This window comes from Bacteroidota bacterium, from assembly GCA_017303905.1.
Lineage (GTDB): Bacteria > Bacteroidota > Bacteroidia > B-17B0 > Aurantibacillaceae > JAHEYG01.
Window position 1 is genome coordinate 299515 of sequence record JAFLBH010000004.1, and the last position, 15776, is coordinate 315290.

Genomic DNA, 15776 nt, shown 5'->3' on the forward strand with positions numbered 1-15776 from the left:
ACCATGGCTTATTTATGGGTATTTATAGGAGGAGGTTTAGGCAGCAGCTTACGATATTTGCTAGGAAATTTATTATCTAAATCAAGTTTAAGCTTACCAATTGCTACACTCACCGCCAACTTAATTAGTTGCATCATTTTCGCGCTAACATTAAGTTTTTATAACGAAAAACTTCAGCAAACACCCACTTTAAAATTGTTCCTTTTAACCGGAATTTGTGGCGGACTCAGTACATTTTCGACTTTTAGTTTTGAAACCTACGAATTGTTAAAACAAGGTCAAATCATGTGGGCTTCGTCAAATATTTTGATAAGTGTCTTGTTATGCCTTGTGATTTTTTTTACTTTTATAGGTAAATAATTATTACATGCGTCAGTTTATATGTTTCCTTATTGTTCTATCATTTTGTTTTAGCACGGTGTCGGCGCAAACCAATCGTTTTTTACGTAAAGCGGCTCGCTCAACCGAAAACGGCTATTTAGAAAAAGCGAAGGAGTATTATTTAAAAATACTTTCTACAGATAAAGATAACTATAAAGCGAATGTAGGCTTAGGCATTACATTATCTGAGTTTCAGGATCAATACGAAGAAGCCTTACCTTATTTGGAAAAAGCTTATGCACACACACCAACAGATACTTTACCGGATTTATTATATGCTTTGGCAAAATGTTATCAGCATGCCGGTCAATTCGAAAAAGCAATTGGGTTTCTGGAAAAATTAAACGGAGCAGTCGCTCTCGATGAAGAGGATAAATACTTTCAATTAGACTTAAGCAAAAGAAAACAAGATTGTGCCTATGCCATGGCGAACAACTCTGTTACCTCTCAAAAGGAATGGTATGTGATAAATTTGGGCTCGAGTATTAATTCAAAAATGCCGGAATATGTTCCTGTAATCACACCCGATAATGAATTACTTTTTACTTCCCGTCGTAAAGATCATGAAAAAGAAAAAATAAACGATCTGGATGGAAAATATTTTGAAAGCATGTACATCAGTAAAATCGATAATGGAAAATTTGAAACGCCTCGTCGTTATACCATTCCCGATTTATTCATGAGCTCTAAATTCCGTAAGCACCACGAATCGGTAATTTCTATGTCACCTGATGGAAAAAAATTATTTGTTTACCGTGATAATAAAATTTATGAAATTGAAATTTCCGAAGTGAAAAAAGCGGAACCAAGAAAACTTTCTAAAAACATCAACTTCGACTCCTATCAAAATCATGCCTATTTGAGTAAGGACGAAAAACAATTGTTCTTTACCAGTGAAGCAAAAGGCGGATACGGCGGACTTGACATTTATTGCTCGGTTAAGGGAAGCGATGGCGTTTGGGGTACACCAGAGAATTTAGGTCCCAATGTAAATACTCCTTACGATGAAGACGCTCCATTTTTAAGTAACGATGGAAAAACCTTATTCTTCGCTTCCAGAGGATTACCGGGTTATGGTAATTTCGATTTATATCAATCTGAATTAGGTGCCGATGGTAAATGGGGTCCTCCACAAAATTTAGGCATGCCTATTAATTCGCAAGCGCATGATATTTTCATGGTGCAGAATAAAGATGGAAATATTGGCTACTTCTCCTCTGCTCGTCCGGGCGGAAAAGGTGATATGGACATCTACAAAATCAATTATTTAAAAGATTACAACAAACGTTGTGAAACGGATGAAAATCCTTTGTTAAGCATCAAAACAGAAACCATTTCCTCAGCTGATAACCGTTATGCCTTTACTGCAACAGTACCGGATTATTTAAAAGTTTTAAAATATGAGTGGAAGGTTAATAACAGCGACACGAAAGACACGGAAAATTATGCTGAAGCAGTTTTTTCAGGTGGAAGCGATAATAACGTAAAGCTACGCGCCTTCGCCTATTGCGATACTTGTTTTGAACCGATCGTATTGTGTAATATTGTGCGTGTTAATGTTGTGGCAACACAATCTGTTGATGTGTTAGCAAACAATAATGGTGGAAACACCGGTGGCATTCTTAACGAACTCAAAAACTTTAAAGGTAAATTAAGTAAAGAGCAATTAGCCGCTTTAGGATTTAATGTAACTCCTGTGCGCTTCAACTTCAACGCTTCTGACGTGCGTGAGGATGCAAAAACGATTCTCGATAAAAACATTGAAGTTTTAAAAGCCAACCCCGATTTGAAAGTGGAAGTATATGGTTACGCCGATACGCAAGGTCGTCCGGGATATAACAAAAATTTATCCGACAAGCGCGCGCGCAACATTAAAGATTACATGGTACAAAACGGCGTGAACAAAAAACAGATTATTGTTGTTATCGGTAAAGGAGCAACCAATTTGGTGAATGATTGTGTACGTGGTGAAGAATGTGATAAAGAGCACAATGAAATGAACCGTCGTGTTGAATTTACCGTAATTAAAAAATAATGTATGGACTTTAGAAACCGGAAAGACCTCGTATTTATTATACTCGCCGGTTTTTTTGTTACCAATGCTATTGTTGCCGAATTAATCGGTGGAAAGCTGGTTCAGTTCTTCGGCATCTTTACACAAAGTATCGGCATTATTTTATGGCCGGTTGTTTTCATCCTTACCGATTTAATCAATGAATATTATGGAAGAAGTGGTGTTCGAAAACTCACTTTCATAACCATTGGGTTAATAATATATACTTACATTCTGATTACTGTAGCCATTAACTTAAAAGCTGTTGATTTTTCACCGGTTAACGACTCCGTATTTCTAACGGTGTTCGGACAAAGTCAGTGGATAATTGTTGGGAGCATTGTAGCCTTTTTAAGTTCGCAATTAGTAGATGTATATATATTCTGGAAATTGCGTAATGTTACAGGCAAACGTTTAATCTGGTTACGCGCAACAGGCAGTACATTAGTGAGTCAGTTAATCGACACTTTCGTTGTTCAGTTCATTGCTTTTGTTTTACCCGGTAAATGGGCTTTCGGAGAATTTATAATTAACGCAAGCTATGGCTATGTGTTTAAATTATTGGTAGCGGTTGCGCTGATACCGTTAATTTATTTAGGGCATTTTGCAATTGAAAGATTTTTAGGAACCGCCGAATCGGAGAAAGCAACCGAAGAGGCCGTGAAAGAATAAACTATGGTTACTACTACACTCATTTTTGTTATACTGGCTTTCTCGGTATATGCCTTTTACGACCGGAGTTTGATGAACAAATATTTATTTCATCCCTACTCCATCAGTCGTTTTAATGAACATTATCGATTCTTAACACATGCCTTCATTCATGGCGATACTTTGCATTTATTCTTAAATGTATTCTCGTTATGGATGTTTGGTTACCAGGTAGAGGAAAGAGATTTTGTGGATTTATTTACCGACAAGTTTGGCGAGGAGCAAGCATTTAAGTTTGCGAAATTGGCCTATATAGGATTATTTACCGGAGGTATTTACGCGGCTTCAATAACCGAATATTATAGAAACAGAAATAATTCTTCTTACTCTTCGCTTGGAGCGAGCGGCGCCATAGAAGCCATTATATTTAGTTTCATCATAATAAATCCCTTTCAAACATTGTACTTATTTATTTTACCAATGCCGGCATGGTTATTGGGAATTTTATTTTTAGGCGTAAGTTATTATTTAAGTAAACGAAAAACCGGAGATCCTGAAACCGATAGAGTTGGTCATGAGGCCCATTTTTGGGGTGCAATTTTTGGCGTGGTGTATACCATTGCTTTAAAACCCGAGTTGTTCACGATTTTTTTTAGGACTATATTTAATCATTAGATTATTTTGAAAGTAACGTTTTTAGGCACCGGCACCTCTCAGGGAATCCCATTAATTGGTTGTGATTGCCGCGTGTGTACTTCTCAAGATGCCAAAGACAAACGTTTACGTACCTCTGTTTTTATAGAGCACAACGACACCAACATTGTGATTGATACGGGGCCGGACTTCAGACAACAAATGTTGAGAGAGAATATCAGAAAAGTAGATGCTGTACTTTTTACACACGAACACAAGGATCACATAGCAGGATTAGACGAAGTGCGCGCGTTTAATTTCATCAATCAAATGATAATGCCCGTTTATGCAACAGAGCGTGTGCAGAGTGCCATTAAGCGTGAATTTGCTTACATTTTTGCGGAAGAAAAATATCCGGGAATTCCGCAAATAGAATTAAAAAGTATCGTTGACCAAACATTTGATGTAAATGGCATTAAGGTTGTACCCATTGAAGTTATGCATCACAAGATGAGTGTGAAAGCTTTCAGGATACACAACTTCACATATATTACCGATGCAAATTATATTAGTGAAGCAGAAAAAGAAAAAATAAAAGGGTCTGAAGTTATTGTTGTGAATGCCTTAAGAAGAAATCATCATATTTCTCATTTTACTTTTGAAGAAGCCATTGAATTAATGGAAGAGTTAAAACCAAAACGCGCTTATTTTACACACATTTCTCATCAGCTTGGTACGCATAAAGACGTTAGCTTAGAATTACCTGAATACATTCAATTAGCCTATGATGGTTTGAAGATTGAGCTTTAAAGCTAGTTTTCCGGGGCTTTTTATAGCTCCCTTGTTAATTTTCGATAAAAACAAGCCGGAATCCTAAAAAATGGCTTTACTTTGCATAAACTTTGTTAGAGCTCTTCATGAGAAAAAACACCATAATAATACTTATTCTCGTTTTTTTATTCAGGACTGTCCTTGTTGCTCTCAATTCTATTTCTTACGATTTTAACCAGAAGCATATTTCACTTTCCAACGCAAACGCTTCGACAACCGTTAAAAATCCTACCTTTTCAGATGCAAACTCAAACAAATTTTTGAAGGTTTTTCAATTTGTAGAACTAACAGAAGAAGAAACTGAAAACGAAGAAAATCACATAAAAAGTGATACTCCGATTATTTTATTTTTCGTTCTTAGTATTGCTTTCATAGCGTCACTTATCCAAAAAGTAATAGCTTCGTTTGATGTCATCAAATGTCACTTATTTCCTAAAAAGTATCTTTCACTCTCTATCTTGAGATTGTGATAACCGGAGGCCAGAGCCTTTTCTCTACAATTACAATTATGTATTTCATATCAAGCACTTATTCAAGGTGAGTGTTTAGTATGCAATTGCGGCATGAAGCCCTCTGGAAAATTTCATCGTCTATCATTATTGTAATGAACCGTGGCTAGCATCTGTCGACACAGCCACCGCGTTAAGCATCCTTTAACACCTATTAATTAACAGAAATAATCATGAAAAAAATATTTTTATTACTAAGCGCATACATCCTATTACATACTACCGGTTGCCACACGAATCACGAACAAAACGAAGAAGCCATTCGCTTTATCGCAACAAGTCCGTTAAAAAAAGACACTGTAATAACACGCAATTATGTATGTCAAATTCACGCTATACAACACATCGAAATGAGAGCACTTGAAAAAGGGTATTTAGAAAAGATATTCGTGGATGAAGGAGAGTTTGTAAAAAAGGGTCAACTCATGTTTAAGATTATGCCCCTTATTTACAATGCTGAATTACAAAAAGCGCAAGCTGAAAAAGATTTCGCGGAAATTGAATATCAAAACACAAAGCAACTTTCGGAAAAAAATGTAGTTTCTACCAATGAACTTGCCTTAGCGAAAGCTAAATTGGATAAAGCAAAAGCCGAATTAAGTTTAGCGCAAACTCATTTACAATTTACTGACATTAAAGCTCCCTTTGACGGAATCATGGATCATTTTCAGGTGAGATTAGGCAGCTTAGTAGATGATGGCGACTTACTCACCACATTATCCGATAACAGTGAAATGTGGGTTTACTTTAATGTTCCGGAGGCTGAATATCTCAATTACAAAATGCATTCGACTGAAGAAAATCTTAATAAAGTAAGTTTATTATTGGCAAATAATACGATGTTTGATCAGCCAGGAGAAGTAAAAACTATTGAAGCTGATTTCAATAACGAAACAGGTAATATTGCTTTTAGAGCTACTTTTCCAAATCCTAACAAATTACTTCGTCACGGGGAAACCGGAAACATCAGAATGTCTATTCCCGTTAAAAACGCAATTATCATCCCCCAGAAAGCCACATTCGAAGTGTTAGAAAAAAAATATGTTTATGTAATTGACAAAAATAATTGCGTTCATGCAAAGGAAATCACTATTGCCGAGGAAATTCCGGACTTGTATTTTATTAAAGGTGGCTTAAATGAAAACGATAAAATACTTCTTGAAGGCATTCGAAAAGTAAAAGACAATGATAAAATAACTTTTACGTATGAAAAGCCTGAAAACGTAATTCCGAAACTAAGTGTTTATGTAGAATAAAAAAAAATTAATGTTATGTTTAATAAATTCATTCAACGGCCTGTACTTGCCATCGTAATTTCTTTGGTAATTTTATTTATTGGGGTACTGGCCATAAAAACTTTGCCTACTTCTCAATTTCCTGAAGTAGCACCTCCTGTTGTGATGGTTAGTGCTTCTTATCCCGGTGCCAGCGCAAAATCATTAGCCGAATCTGTAATTATTCCTCTCGAACAATCCATAAACGGAGCATGGGGCATGCGTTACATGACCTCTGATGCTACGAGTGCCGGGGAAGCAAATATACAAGTTGTATTTGAGCCGGGCACCGATATCAACCAAGCCTTGGTTCAGGTTTCCAATCGTGTACAACAAGTAACAAACAGATTGCCTACACTGGTACAAAGGGAAGGCGTTGTTATAACGCCTGTTATTCCAAGCATGTTGATGTATGTTAATCTTTACAGTAAAGATAAAAACGCCGACATGAAATTCTTATTTAATTACGCCGGCGTTAACATGGTACCTGAATTACAGCGTATCAATGGCATTGGTCAGGTACGCATTTTAGGGAGTCGTCAATACGCGATGCGAGTTTGGCTTAATCCGGATCGTATGCGCGCTTATAGTGTGTCTCCCGACGAGGTCATGGAAGCATTAAATGAACAAAGCATCATTGGAAAAGCAGGAAGGATAGGACGAGGTGATAGTAAACAAGCCGAAGCCCTGGAATATGTTCTCACCTATTCTGATCGTTATAATGATCCTAAACAATACGAAGATGTAATTATCCGCTCTAATTCCAATGGAGAAAATCTTCGCTTAAAAGATGTTGCTACTGTTTCCCTTGGTAGCGAATATTATGATATCTATTCCAATCTTAATGGCCATCCTTCGGCAGCTATGGTACTCAAACAAACTTATGGCAGCAACGCCAGTGAAGTAATTAGTAAAGTAAAAGAAAAGCTGGAGGATTTAAAAAAGACGTTCCCACCCGGAATGGATTACGAAATAAGTTATGATGTTTCCAATTTCCTTGATGCTTCTATCGAAAATGTTATTCATACATTACGCGATGCATTCATACTTGTTGCATTAGTTGTATTTATATTTTTAGGCGACTGGCGTTCAACACTTATTCCAACTCTTGCTGTACCCATATCATTGATTGGTGCATTTTTCTTCATGCAACTTTTCGGATTAACCATTAACATGGTAACATTATTCGCGCTAGTATTAGCGATAGGTATTGTGGTCGACGATGCCATCGTCGTCGTAGAAGCCGTTCATGCGAAAATGGAAGAAGAAAATCTTTCTCCTTACAATGCCGTTCGTAAAGTTATTGGAGAAATCAGTGGTGCCGTTATTGCCATTACTTTATTAATGGTTTCTGTATTTATTCCTGTTTCTTTCATGAGCGGTCCGGTTGGTACTTTCTACCGACAATTTTCCATCACCATGGCATCATCCATTGTTTTATCCGGAATTGTGGCTTTAACAGTTACGCCTGTTTTATGCGCTATGATTTTAAAAAACAATCATGGAAAACCAAGAAAAAAAACATGGATGAATCGCTTTATCGACGGTTTCAATAACGGCTTTAATAAATTAACCGGAAAATATGTAGGTTTATTAAAACTAATTGCGCATCGAAAACTAATAACAGTTGGCTTATTTGTAATATTCGCCTTAGGAATATTTACAATCAGCAGTAGTTTACCTACCGGATTCATTCCCAGTGAAGATCAGGGAATGATTTACGCTATCATTCAAACTCCTCCGGGTTCAACTCTTGAAAGAACCAATGATTTGTCAAATAAATTAGTTGGTTTAATAAATACCGTTGATGGTGTGCAATCTGTTTCTTCAATTGCAGGATACGAAGTATTAACGGAAGGTCGCGGTTCCAATGCAGGAACTTGCTTAATAAACCTTAAACCGTGGTCGGAACGAAAACATGGCGTAAGTGAAATCATTCACGAACTGGAAGAAAAAGCGAAGGAAATTCCGGGCGCAACTATCGAATTTTTTGATCCTCCTGCTGTACCCGGATTTGGTGCTGCCGGTGGTTTTGCCCTTCAATTGTTGGATAAAACAAATTCCGGCGATTATAAGCAATTGGAAAAAGTAACAAACGACTTTATGAATGAGCTTAAGAAACGAAAAGAGATTACCGGCTTGTTTACATTCTTCAGTGCAAATTATCCGCAATATGAAATTGAATTCGACAATCAAGCAGCCATGCAAAAAGGAGTTACGATTGGAAACGCCATGAATACACTTTCCATATTTGTTGGAAGTACTTATGAATTAGGTTTCATTAAATATCAGCGGTTTTTTAAAGTATTTGTTCAGGCCTCTCCTGAGTTTAGAAAATTACCAACTGATATCATGAATTTATACGTCAAGAATGATAAGGGTAATATGGTTCCTTTTTCTGCTTTTATGAAAATTCATAAGAAACAAGGCGCTAATGAAATCAACAGATACAACATGTATAACACTGCCGCAATAAGAGGGGGGCCTGCCGACGGTTATAGCAGTGGTGAAGCCATTGCTGCAGTGAAAGAAGTAGCAGCAAAAACACTGCCTGTGGGTTATGATATTGATTGGGCTGCTTTATCCTACGATGAAACCCGTCGTGGTAATGAGGCCATATATATATTCATTATAGTACTTGTATTTGTATACTTTGTATTAGCCGCGCAATACGAAAGTTTTATCATCCCGCTTTCAGTTGTATTCTCGTTACCTGCTGGTGTATTCGGCTCATTTCTTTTAATAAAAGGTATGGGACTTGCCAATGATATTTATGCCCAAGTGGGTTTAGTAATGTTGGTTGGCTTACTCGGAAAAAATGCCGTCTTAATTGTAGAGTTTGCCGTTCAAAATCAAAGAGAAGGTGCCCCTGTATTGGAAGCTGCTATCAATGGCGCTAAGGTTCGTTTACGTCCCATCTTAATGACCTCCTTCGCGTTTATTGCCGGTTTGATTCCGCTTGTTGTAGCCCACGGTGCCGGTGCTATTGGTAATAAAACTATTGGAGCTTCTGCTCTCGGCGGTATGTTATTTGGAACCATCTTCGGGATAATTATTGTACCCGGGCTTTACTACATATTTGGTTCAATGGCTAAGAATAGAAAACTGATAAAGAATGAAGATGATAGTTCCTTATCGGAAGACTTTGTACATCATATTGATAATTTTCCACAAACTCAAGACAATGAAAACAACAACTAAATTCAAGCTTCTCAATTATCTTTTTGTGCTATTTGCCTCACTACTTTATGTTGAATGTAGTGGTCCATCATTGATAAAAAGAACTGAGAATAAACAAACACCTCAGTACTTTTCCACTTCACAGGACACACTATCATCAGCCAAAATCAGATGGAGAGATTATTTTTCTGATAATGATTTATCGGCATTAATTGATACCGCCTTAAGTAAGAATCAGGAACTAAATATCCTGCTTCAGGAAATAAACATTGCTAAAAACGAAGTACGGGCACGTAAAGGTGTTTATTTACCTTTTGTAGGACTTGGTGTTGGAGCAGGAACCGATAAAACAGGACTTTATACCAGTAAAGGTGTAAGCGATGAAGCGCATGAAATTATACCCGGAAATAAAACGCCAAATCCTTTATCTGATTTTATGGTAAGATTGAATACAAATTGGGAAATTGATATATGGAAAAAGTTACGTAATTCAAAAAAGTCGGCCATTCATTCATATCTCTCAACAATTGAAGGTAAAAATTTTATGGTGACTAATTTGATAGCAGAGATTGCCAATTCTTATTATGAATTACTTGCTTTAGATAATCAGTTAGAAATTCTTAATAAGAATATAGAGATTCAAAAAAATGCGCTTGAAATCATAAAATTCGAAAAACAATCGGCCAGGGTAACCGAATTAGCAGTAAAAAAGTTCGAAGCAGAAGTTTTCAAAAATCAGAGCCAACAATTTTACATAAAACAAAAAATCACAGAAACAGAAAACAAATTAAATTTCCTGGCAGGTAGATTTCCGCAACCAATAAAAAGAAAATCGTCAGATTTTATGCTTATTTCTATTGACTCCATTCACAGCGGTATTCCGTCTCAATTATTAGAAAACCGACCGGATATCAGACAAGCTGAGCAACAGCTAACAGCAGCTAAATTAAATGTAAAAGTAGCAAAGGCCGAATTTTATCCTTCTTTGGGAATCAGAGGCGGAATAGGTTATCAGGCTTTTAACGTCAAATATCCTCTTCAAACACCACAATCATTAATTTATTCGGTAGCCGGAGACTTAGTAGCTCCACTGATAAACCGCAATGCAATTAAAGCTAATTATTACTCTGCCAATTTCAAGCAAATTCAAGCGATGTATAATTATGAACGTAGTATTTTGAACGCTTATATTGAAGTAGCAAATCAACTTTCCAATCTTAATAATTTAAAAAGCAGCTTCGAGTTGAAGCAAAAGCAAGTTGAAGCACTAACTCAATCCATCGATATATCAACCATACTTTTTAAATCGGCCCGAGCCGACTACATGGAAGTTTTAATGACGCAAAGAGATGCTCTGGAATCGAAGTTTGAATTGGTAGAAACAAAAATGTTGCAAATGCACTCGAAAGTAAATATTTATAAAGCTTTAGGCGGAGGGTGGAAGTAGGTTTGTTTTGTTTAAGTAAAAAGCCGTGAATACTCACGGCTTTTATTCGTTCAACTCCGATTTTTGGAGTTGTACCCTACGGGTTGGATTTATCGAACTTTTTGGATGATTTTCAAGCAATTAGGCTTCTGACGAGCACTCACCTTCGGATACCCTAAGCGGCAAAATTTCCAACTTTTGACTTAATACATCTTTAAAGGTAAATGATTTTAATGCTGATTTTTTTATCTCTATCTAACGTGAAACTTGCTTTTGAAAAGTTGGGTCGGTTTGTTAAACCAATTGATTGGTAATTCGAAAAACCAACCCCTTCGATTGGCAAAATAAACCCTTTGTCTATTTCGCCATTCTCATTTTCATCGTGAAGTATATTAACAGCGTATTTGCCTAAAGGAAGATTGTTGAAGGTTACTTTAGACGATCCATTTTGTATTTTTTCTTTTAATATCTTACAACACTTTTTGTAATCTTCATCAGGGATTGTCCCATCCTTATTATATAATGCAAACTGAACAACACCTTTCGAATTTTGCAGATCCTTTACTTCCACAGTTAAAGAATAGGTTTCTCCCTTTTGGTCATTAAATGAAGATAAGGTCAATAATGATATACTGACTAGTGCGAATAAGAGTAGTTGTTTCATTTTAATTCGTTTTTCTATTTGCAATTTTTTCTTTCAATCTGTCTACTAAATAATAAACCATTGGCACTAAATAAACAGTTAATATCAATGATGAAAAAAGCCCACCAATAATTACCCAAGCCAATCCGTTCTTCCATTCACTTGCTGTTCCTTTGCCAAGGGCAATTGGCAACATTCCTATAATCATAGCTATGGTTGTCATTAAGATTGGACGCATACGACCTTTTCCTGCAATGATTAATGCTTCTTTGAAATGTTTTCCCTCCGCCTTCAATTGATTTGTAAAGTCTACAATTAAAATGGCGTTTTTTACTACTAATCCCATGAGCATAATCAATCCAAGCAAAGCAAATAAACTAAGATTGTTTAATGATAAATTCAATGCCAAAAACGCACCAATAGCAGCCACAGGAATTGAAAACAATACCACAAATGGATAAACGAAACTATCATATAAAGCCACCATGATTAAATAAATCAATAGAAATGAGATCAATAGAACAGAACCTAATGCTCCAAAACTATCATTTTGTCTTTTGATATCACTACCCCAAGTCATTTGAATTCCATCGGGTAATGGGTTATTTTTAAGGTAAGCAACTACATCATCAGCAACTGTTCCCGAAGGTCTACCAAGTGCGTCAGATGTAAGCGTTACCGCTGGCTGACGATCTTTTCTTTCCAATAAGGATGGTGAATTATCTCGTTCTACCGTTGCAAACTGCGATACTTCTACTGGTAACCCCATTGGATTAACAATTGAGAGGCGCTGTACATCTTCATAATTTTGCCTACTGTAACCGTCAAGCCAAATTCTTACAGGATATTCTGTTCCGTTTTCTGTTAATGTTGCATCGTCATTGCCAGTAAAAGCTGTTCTTAAATTCATACCAACATAAGCTGTCGTTAATCCTAAGCGTTGCATTTTATCTTTATCGGGAATTATTTTGTATTCAGGACTACCTTGTTCAACAGATAAACGCACATTATCTGAACCCGGTATTTTTTCAATCACCGACTTTAAATCATTACCTGTTTTCATAACTAAATCTAAATTACTACCGCTTAAAGTAATTTCAATTGGAGCTGAACGTGGTATCAATCCTAATGCAGCCATTGAATAATTTATTCCGGGAAATTTCATTTTTAATTCCTCCCTAAGTTTTTTCATAAATTCTTCAGTAGGTTGCTTATTGCGTTCTTTTGCGGATTTTAACTGAATAGTAAATTCAGTTTTATTAGCTGATCCTACACCTAAACTTCCAATGCCTGTACTCGGACCACCTATGTTACTAAACACAGTAGAGACATCTGCTTGCTTGATAATGTAGGTTTCTATTTTCTGAGCGATTAAATTGTTTTGTTGAATGGAAGTTGATTTATCAAATTCCAAAGCCATACGAAATTTACCCTGATCACCAGTAGAAATAAGTTCTTTACCAATGATGCCTTGTTTCATTATTCCCAAAGTAACAGCGAAAAGCAAAACAACTATTCCTGTGAAAATTAATTTGTGGCTGAGTATCCATTCTAATTGTTTGCCATACCAATTGGTGAATTTTTCTAATTGATGTTCAAATCCAAGTAAAAAACGATTGAAGAAGTTCGTAGGTTGTAAATCCTCTTTCTTGCCTATTCTTGAAGCCAACCAAGGTGTAAGCGTAAAGCCTACCAATAAACTTGTTAGAGTAGATGTTACAACAACTACCGAAAATTGCTTTAGCATATCTGCCACAAATACTTGTAAAAACAATATCGGTAAAAACACAACCACGTCAACTAATGTGATCGACAATGCAGAAAATCCAATTTCCATGCGCCCATCCATTGATGCAGTACGTTTTTCTTTTCCCATATCTAAATGCCTTTGAATGTTTTCCAATACCACTGTAGCATCATCAACCAAGATTCCAATAATTAAAGACATGGCAAGCAAGGTCATTAAATTTAAAGTGTATCCTAAAAGCCACATAACTGCAAAAGCTGTAACCAAAGAGGTGGGAATAGCTATGATTACTATTAAAGAGTTTCTGAAACTTCTTAAAAATAAAAGCATTACTAAAGAAACTAAAATAACTGCTAAACCCAAGTCAAATACAACCGAATTAACTGCTGCAATTGTATTATCTGTGCTATCATCTGCAATGATGAATTTTACAGATGAATTACTATTTTGTGCTTCGATACTTTTAAATTTTGTACGAACCATTTTTGAAACATCAACAGCATTTGCATCGCCTTGTTTTTTTAATAGAATTCCAATGCCATCTTTTCCATTGTATCTGCTGATCGATGTTGTTTCTTTTATTCCATCAACGACCTGAGCAACATCTTTTACATAGACTGGACTGCCGAGCATTGGCATAGCAACTTGAACATTTTTTATGTCATCAATTGTAGCAAATTTTCCTGTTAAACGAACTGAGTTATTCTCCTGATCCGTTTGTACTTTCCCGGCAGGTAAGTCTAAACCTGAACGATTAATTGCCTCAACAACCTGATACAATGAAATCTTATATAGTTTTAATTTATCTCGGTTTGCTTTAACCTGTATCTCTCTTTCTTCTCCACCTAAAATCGTAAGCTCTGCAACCCCTTTTATTTGTTGAATTTGTGGAAGATACTCGTCTTTCATTTTTTGATAAAACTCTGCTGCAGGCAAGTTACTTGTTGCACTAATTGACATGATAGGTAAATCATTCGGAGAAACCTTACTCATTACAGGACTTAAAATATCCTGCGGTAAATCTTTGCGGATATTGTCAATGTAGCGTTGTGCATCCTGCATGGTTTTATCCAAATCAGTTCCGTATTTTAAATTAGCAATAATGATGGATGCGTTTGGCAATGATTTAGTTACCAAATAATCCACCCCTTCTAGGTTAGATAAAGCATCCTCAATTTTTCGGGACACCGAAGTTTCTACTTCGTTGGGCTCTGCTCCGGGATACACAGTTTTAATAACCACAACAGGTTGATTAAAATCAGGCATCAATTCATAACTCAAGTTTTTATATCCTATAACTCCCAATAAGGTAAGTACGCTGAAAAGAACAATTATCAGCGATGGACGTTTGATTGATATTTCTGTAATATTCATAATTCTAATATTTTATTTAACAGTTACATTCGCATTGTCAAATAGATTAATAAATCCATTTGTTACAATCACATCACCTTCTTCTAATCCCTTTGATACAGCAGTTTTATTTTTTATTTTTTGTGCAATAGTTATGTTATGCAAAATAGCCTTTCCATTCTTTACTTTATATACTTGTGGTTGAGTTGACGATCCAACAATAGCAGAAGCCGGTATAATGATTCCTGTTTTTTGATTTTCACTTTTCAAATTTACTTTACCAAACATTCCCGATTTGATTTTTAAATCGGAGGTGTTACTTACAATAAACTGAACAGGAAAACTACTGCCCATATTGGCTTTACTACCTATCATTGTTGCTTTACCCGACAATAGCACATCCGAATAAGCATCTGCATTAATCGAGAAGGTTTGATTTAATTGAAATGAACTCAAATCATTTTCAGAAACATTAACGGTAAATTTTAAAACTGAAATATCTGTAATTTGAAGCAATGGCACACCCGGTGCGGCAAATGCTCCCTCTTCAGTAAGTTTAGCAGTAACCACTCCATTAAACGGTGCTTTGATGGTTGTTTTATTAATTTGTTCAAGTAAAGTTGCTCTTTGAACTTTTGCAGATTTTAAACCTAACTCTGCTTTTTCTAATTGAACCCCTTGTACAGCATCTGCATTCGCTAAAACAGTAAATCGTTTTACATCAGCTTCTAATCCTTCAACTTGAACCTCCGCTGATTGTAATTGCAATTTCAATAGTGAATTATCTAACTGAATTAATGATTGCCCCTTTGTTACAAAAGTTCCAACATCAACTAAAACATCATTTATCTTGCCTTGTATTTCAGCGCTAAGCTTAGTTTCTTTATTAGGTTCAAATGTTCCTGAATAAGCGAATTCAGCTCCTATTAATTCCGATTTGATTGTATCTACCTGAACATGGATAGCTTGCTCTTTATCATATTGATAAACTTTATCTATTACGATTTCTTTATTACTTTTTAATTTTATGACTACAATTGCAATTAATGCCAATGGTATGATGATGTATAAAACCTTTTTCATTATCTGTTATTT

At 35.9% G+C, this 15776-nt stretch carries 11 protein-coding genes; 8 read left to right on the plus strand and 3 right to left on the minus strand.

The window, feature by feature from the left end; genetic code table 11:
• Positions 1 to 3: 3 nt before the first annotated feature.
• The 8 genes from crcB to J0L69_14770 all read left to right on the plus strand — a co-directional run bounded on the left by crcB (position 4) and on the right by J0L69_14770 (position 10959).
• Positions 4 to 360 carry a fluoride efflux transporter CrcB gene (gene crcB, locus J0L69_14735; GenBank protein MBN8694448.1) on the plus strand — a complete coding sequence of 119 codons (357 nt, stop codon included), beginning with the start codon at positions 4 to 6 and terminating at the stop codon, positions 358 to 360.
• Between the two features lie 7 nt (positions 361 to 367).
• Entirely contained in the window at positions 368 to 2416 is a 2049-nt protein-coding gene (locus tag J0L69_14740) for an OmpA family protein (protein MBN8694449.1), read from the plus strand.
• Positions 2417 to 2419: 3 nt separating this feature from the next.
• A complete protein-coding gene (locus J0L69_14745) occupies positions 2420 to 3106 on the plus strand; it encodes a queuosine precursor transporter (GenBank protein ID MBN8694450.1) in 687 nt (228 codons plus the stop codon).
• A gap of 72 nt (positions 3107 to 3178) precedes the next feature.
• A complete protein-coding gene (locus J0L69_14750) occupies positions 3179 to 3760 on the plus strand; it encodes a rhomboid family intramembrane serine protease (GenBank protein ID MBN8694451.1) in 582 nt (193 codons plus the stop codon).
• 6 nt (positions 3761 to 3766) lie between these two features.
• Positions 3767 to 4528 carry an MBL fold metallo-hydrolase gene (locus J0L69_14755; protein MBN8694452.1) on the plus strand — a complete coding sequence of 254 codons (762 nt, stop codon included), beginning with the start codon at positions 3767 to 3769 and terminating at the stop codon, positions 4526 to 4528.
• Positions 4529 to 5231: 703 nt separating this feature from the next.
• Positions 5232 to 6314, plus strand: coding sequence for an efflux RND transporter periplasmic adaptor subunit (locus J0L69_14760; GenBank protein MBN8694453.1), 1083 nt, complete (start codon positions 5232 to 5234; stop codon positions 6312 to 6314).
• 15 nt (positions 6315 to 6329) lie between these two features.
• Positions 6330 to 9533: an efflux RND transporter permease subunit gene (locus tag J0L69_14765; protein ID MBN8694454.1), complete on the plus strand. Its 3204-nt coding sequence runs from the start codon at positions 6330 to 6332 to the stop codon at positions 9531 to 9533.
• Entirely contained in the window at positions 9517 to 10959 is a 1443-nt protein-coding gene (locus tag J0L69_14770) for a TolC family protein (GenBank protein MBN8694455.1), read from the plus strand. The genes J0L69_14765 and J0L69_14770 overlap by 17 nt, the downstream gene beginning before the upstream one ends.
• Positions 10960 to 11152: 193 nt before the next feature.
• Here J0L69_14770 and J0L69_14775 read toward each other — a convergent pair whose 3' ends face one another.
• Genes J0L69_14775 through J0L69_14785 form a run of 3 tightly spaced genes read right to left on the minus strand, consistent with a single transcriptional unit; the run spans position 11153 to position 15764 of the window.
• Positions 11153 to 11602 carry a DUF2141 domain-containing protein gene (locus J0L69_14775; protein MBN8694456.1) on the minus strand — a complete coding sequence of 150 codons (450 nt, stop codon included), beginning with the start codon at positions 11600 to 11602 and terminating at the stop codon, positions 11153 to 11155.
• 1 nt (position 11603) lies between these two features.
• Positions 11604 to 14702: an efflux RND transporter permease subunit gene (locus J0L69_14780; protein MBN8694457.1), complete on the minus strand. Its 3099-nt coding sequence runs from the start codon at positions 14700 to 14702 to the stop codon at positions 11604 to 11606.
• 12 nt (positions 14703 to 14714) lie between these two features.
• On the minus strand, positions 14715 to 15764 hold the full coding sequence (locus J0L69_14785) for an efflux RND transporter periplasmic adaptor subunit (protein ID MBN8694458.1): 1050 nt from the start codon (positions 15762 to 15764) through the stop codon (positions 14715 to 14717).
• Positions 15765 to 15776 lie beyond the last annotated feature (12 nt).

Excerpts from the sequence above, each read along its gene's own strand:
- J0L69_14750 (MBN8694451.1), top strand. The coding sequence starts at position 3,179 with ATGAACAAATATTTATTTCATCCCTACTCCATCAGTCGTTTTAATGAA.
- J0L69_14745 (MBN8694450.1), top strand. The coding sequence starts at position 2,420 with ATGGACTTTAGAAACCGGAAAGACCTCGTATTTATTATACTCGCCGGT.
- J0L69_14740 (MBN8694449.1), top strand. The coding sequence starts at position 368 with ATGCGTCAGTTTATATGTTTCCTTATTGTTCTATCATTTTGTTTTAGC.
- crcB (MBN8694448.1), top strand. The coding sequence starts at position 4 with ATGGCTTATTTATGGGTATTTATAGGAGGAGGTTTAGGCAGCAGCTTA.
- J0L69_14775 (MBN8694456.1), bottom strand. The coding sequence starts at position 11,602 with ATGAAACAACTACTCTTATTCGCACTAGTCAGTATATCATTATTGACC.
- J0L69_14765 (MBN8694454.1), top strand. The coding sequence starts at position 6,330 with ATGTTTAATAAATTCATTCAACGGCCTGTACTTGCCATCGTAATTTCT.
- J0L69_14785 (MBN8694458.1), bottom strand. The coding sequence starts at position 15,764 with ATGAAAAAGGTTTTATACATCATCATACCATTGGCATTAATTGCAATT.
- J0L69_14760 (MBN8694453.1), top strand. The coding sequence starts at position 5,232 with ATGAAAAAAATATTTTTATTACTAAGCGCATACATCCTATTACATACT.
- J0L69_14770 (MBN8694455.1), top strand. The coding sequence starts at position 9,517 with ATGAAAACAACAACTAAATTCAAGCTTCTCAATTATCTTTTTGTGCTA.
- J0L69_14780 (MBN8694457.1), bottom strand. The coding sequence starts at position 14,702 with ATGAATATTACAGAAATATCAATCAAACGTCCATCGCTGATAATTGTT.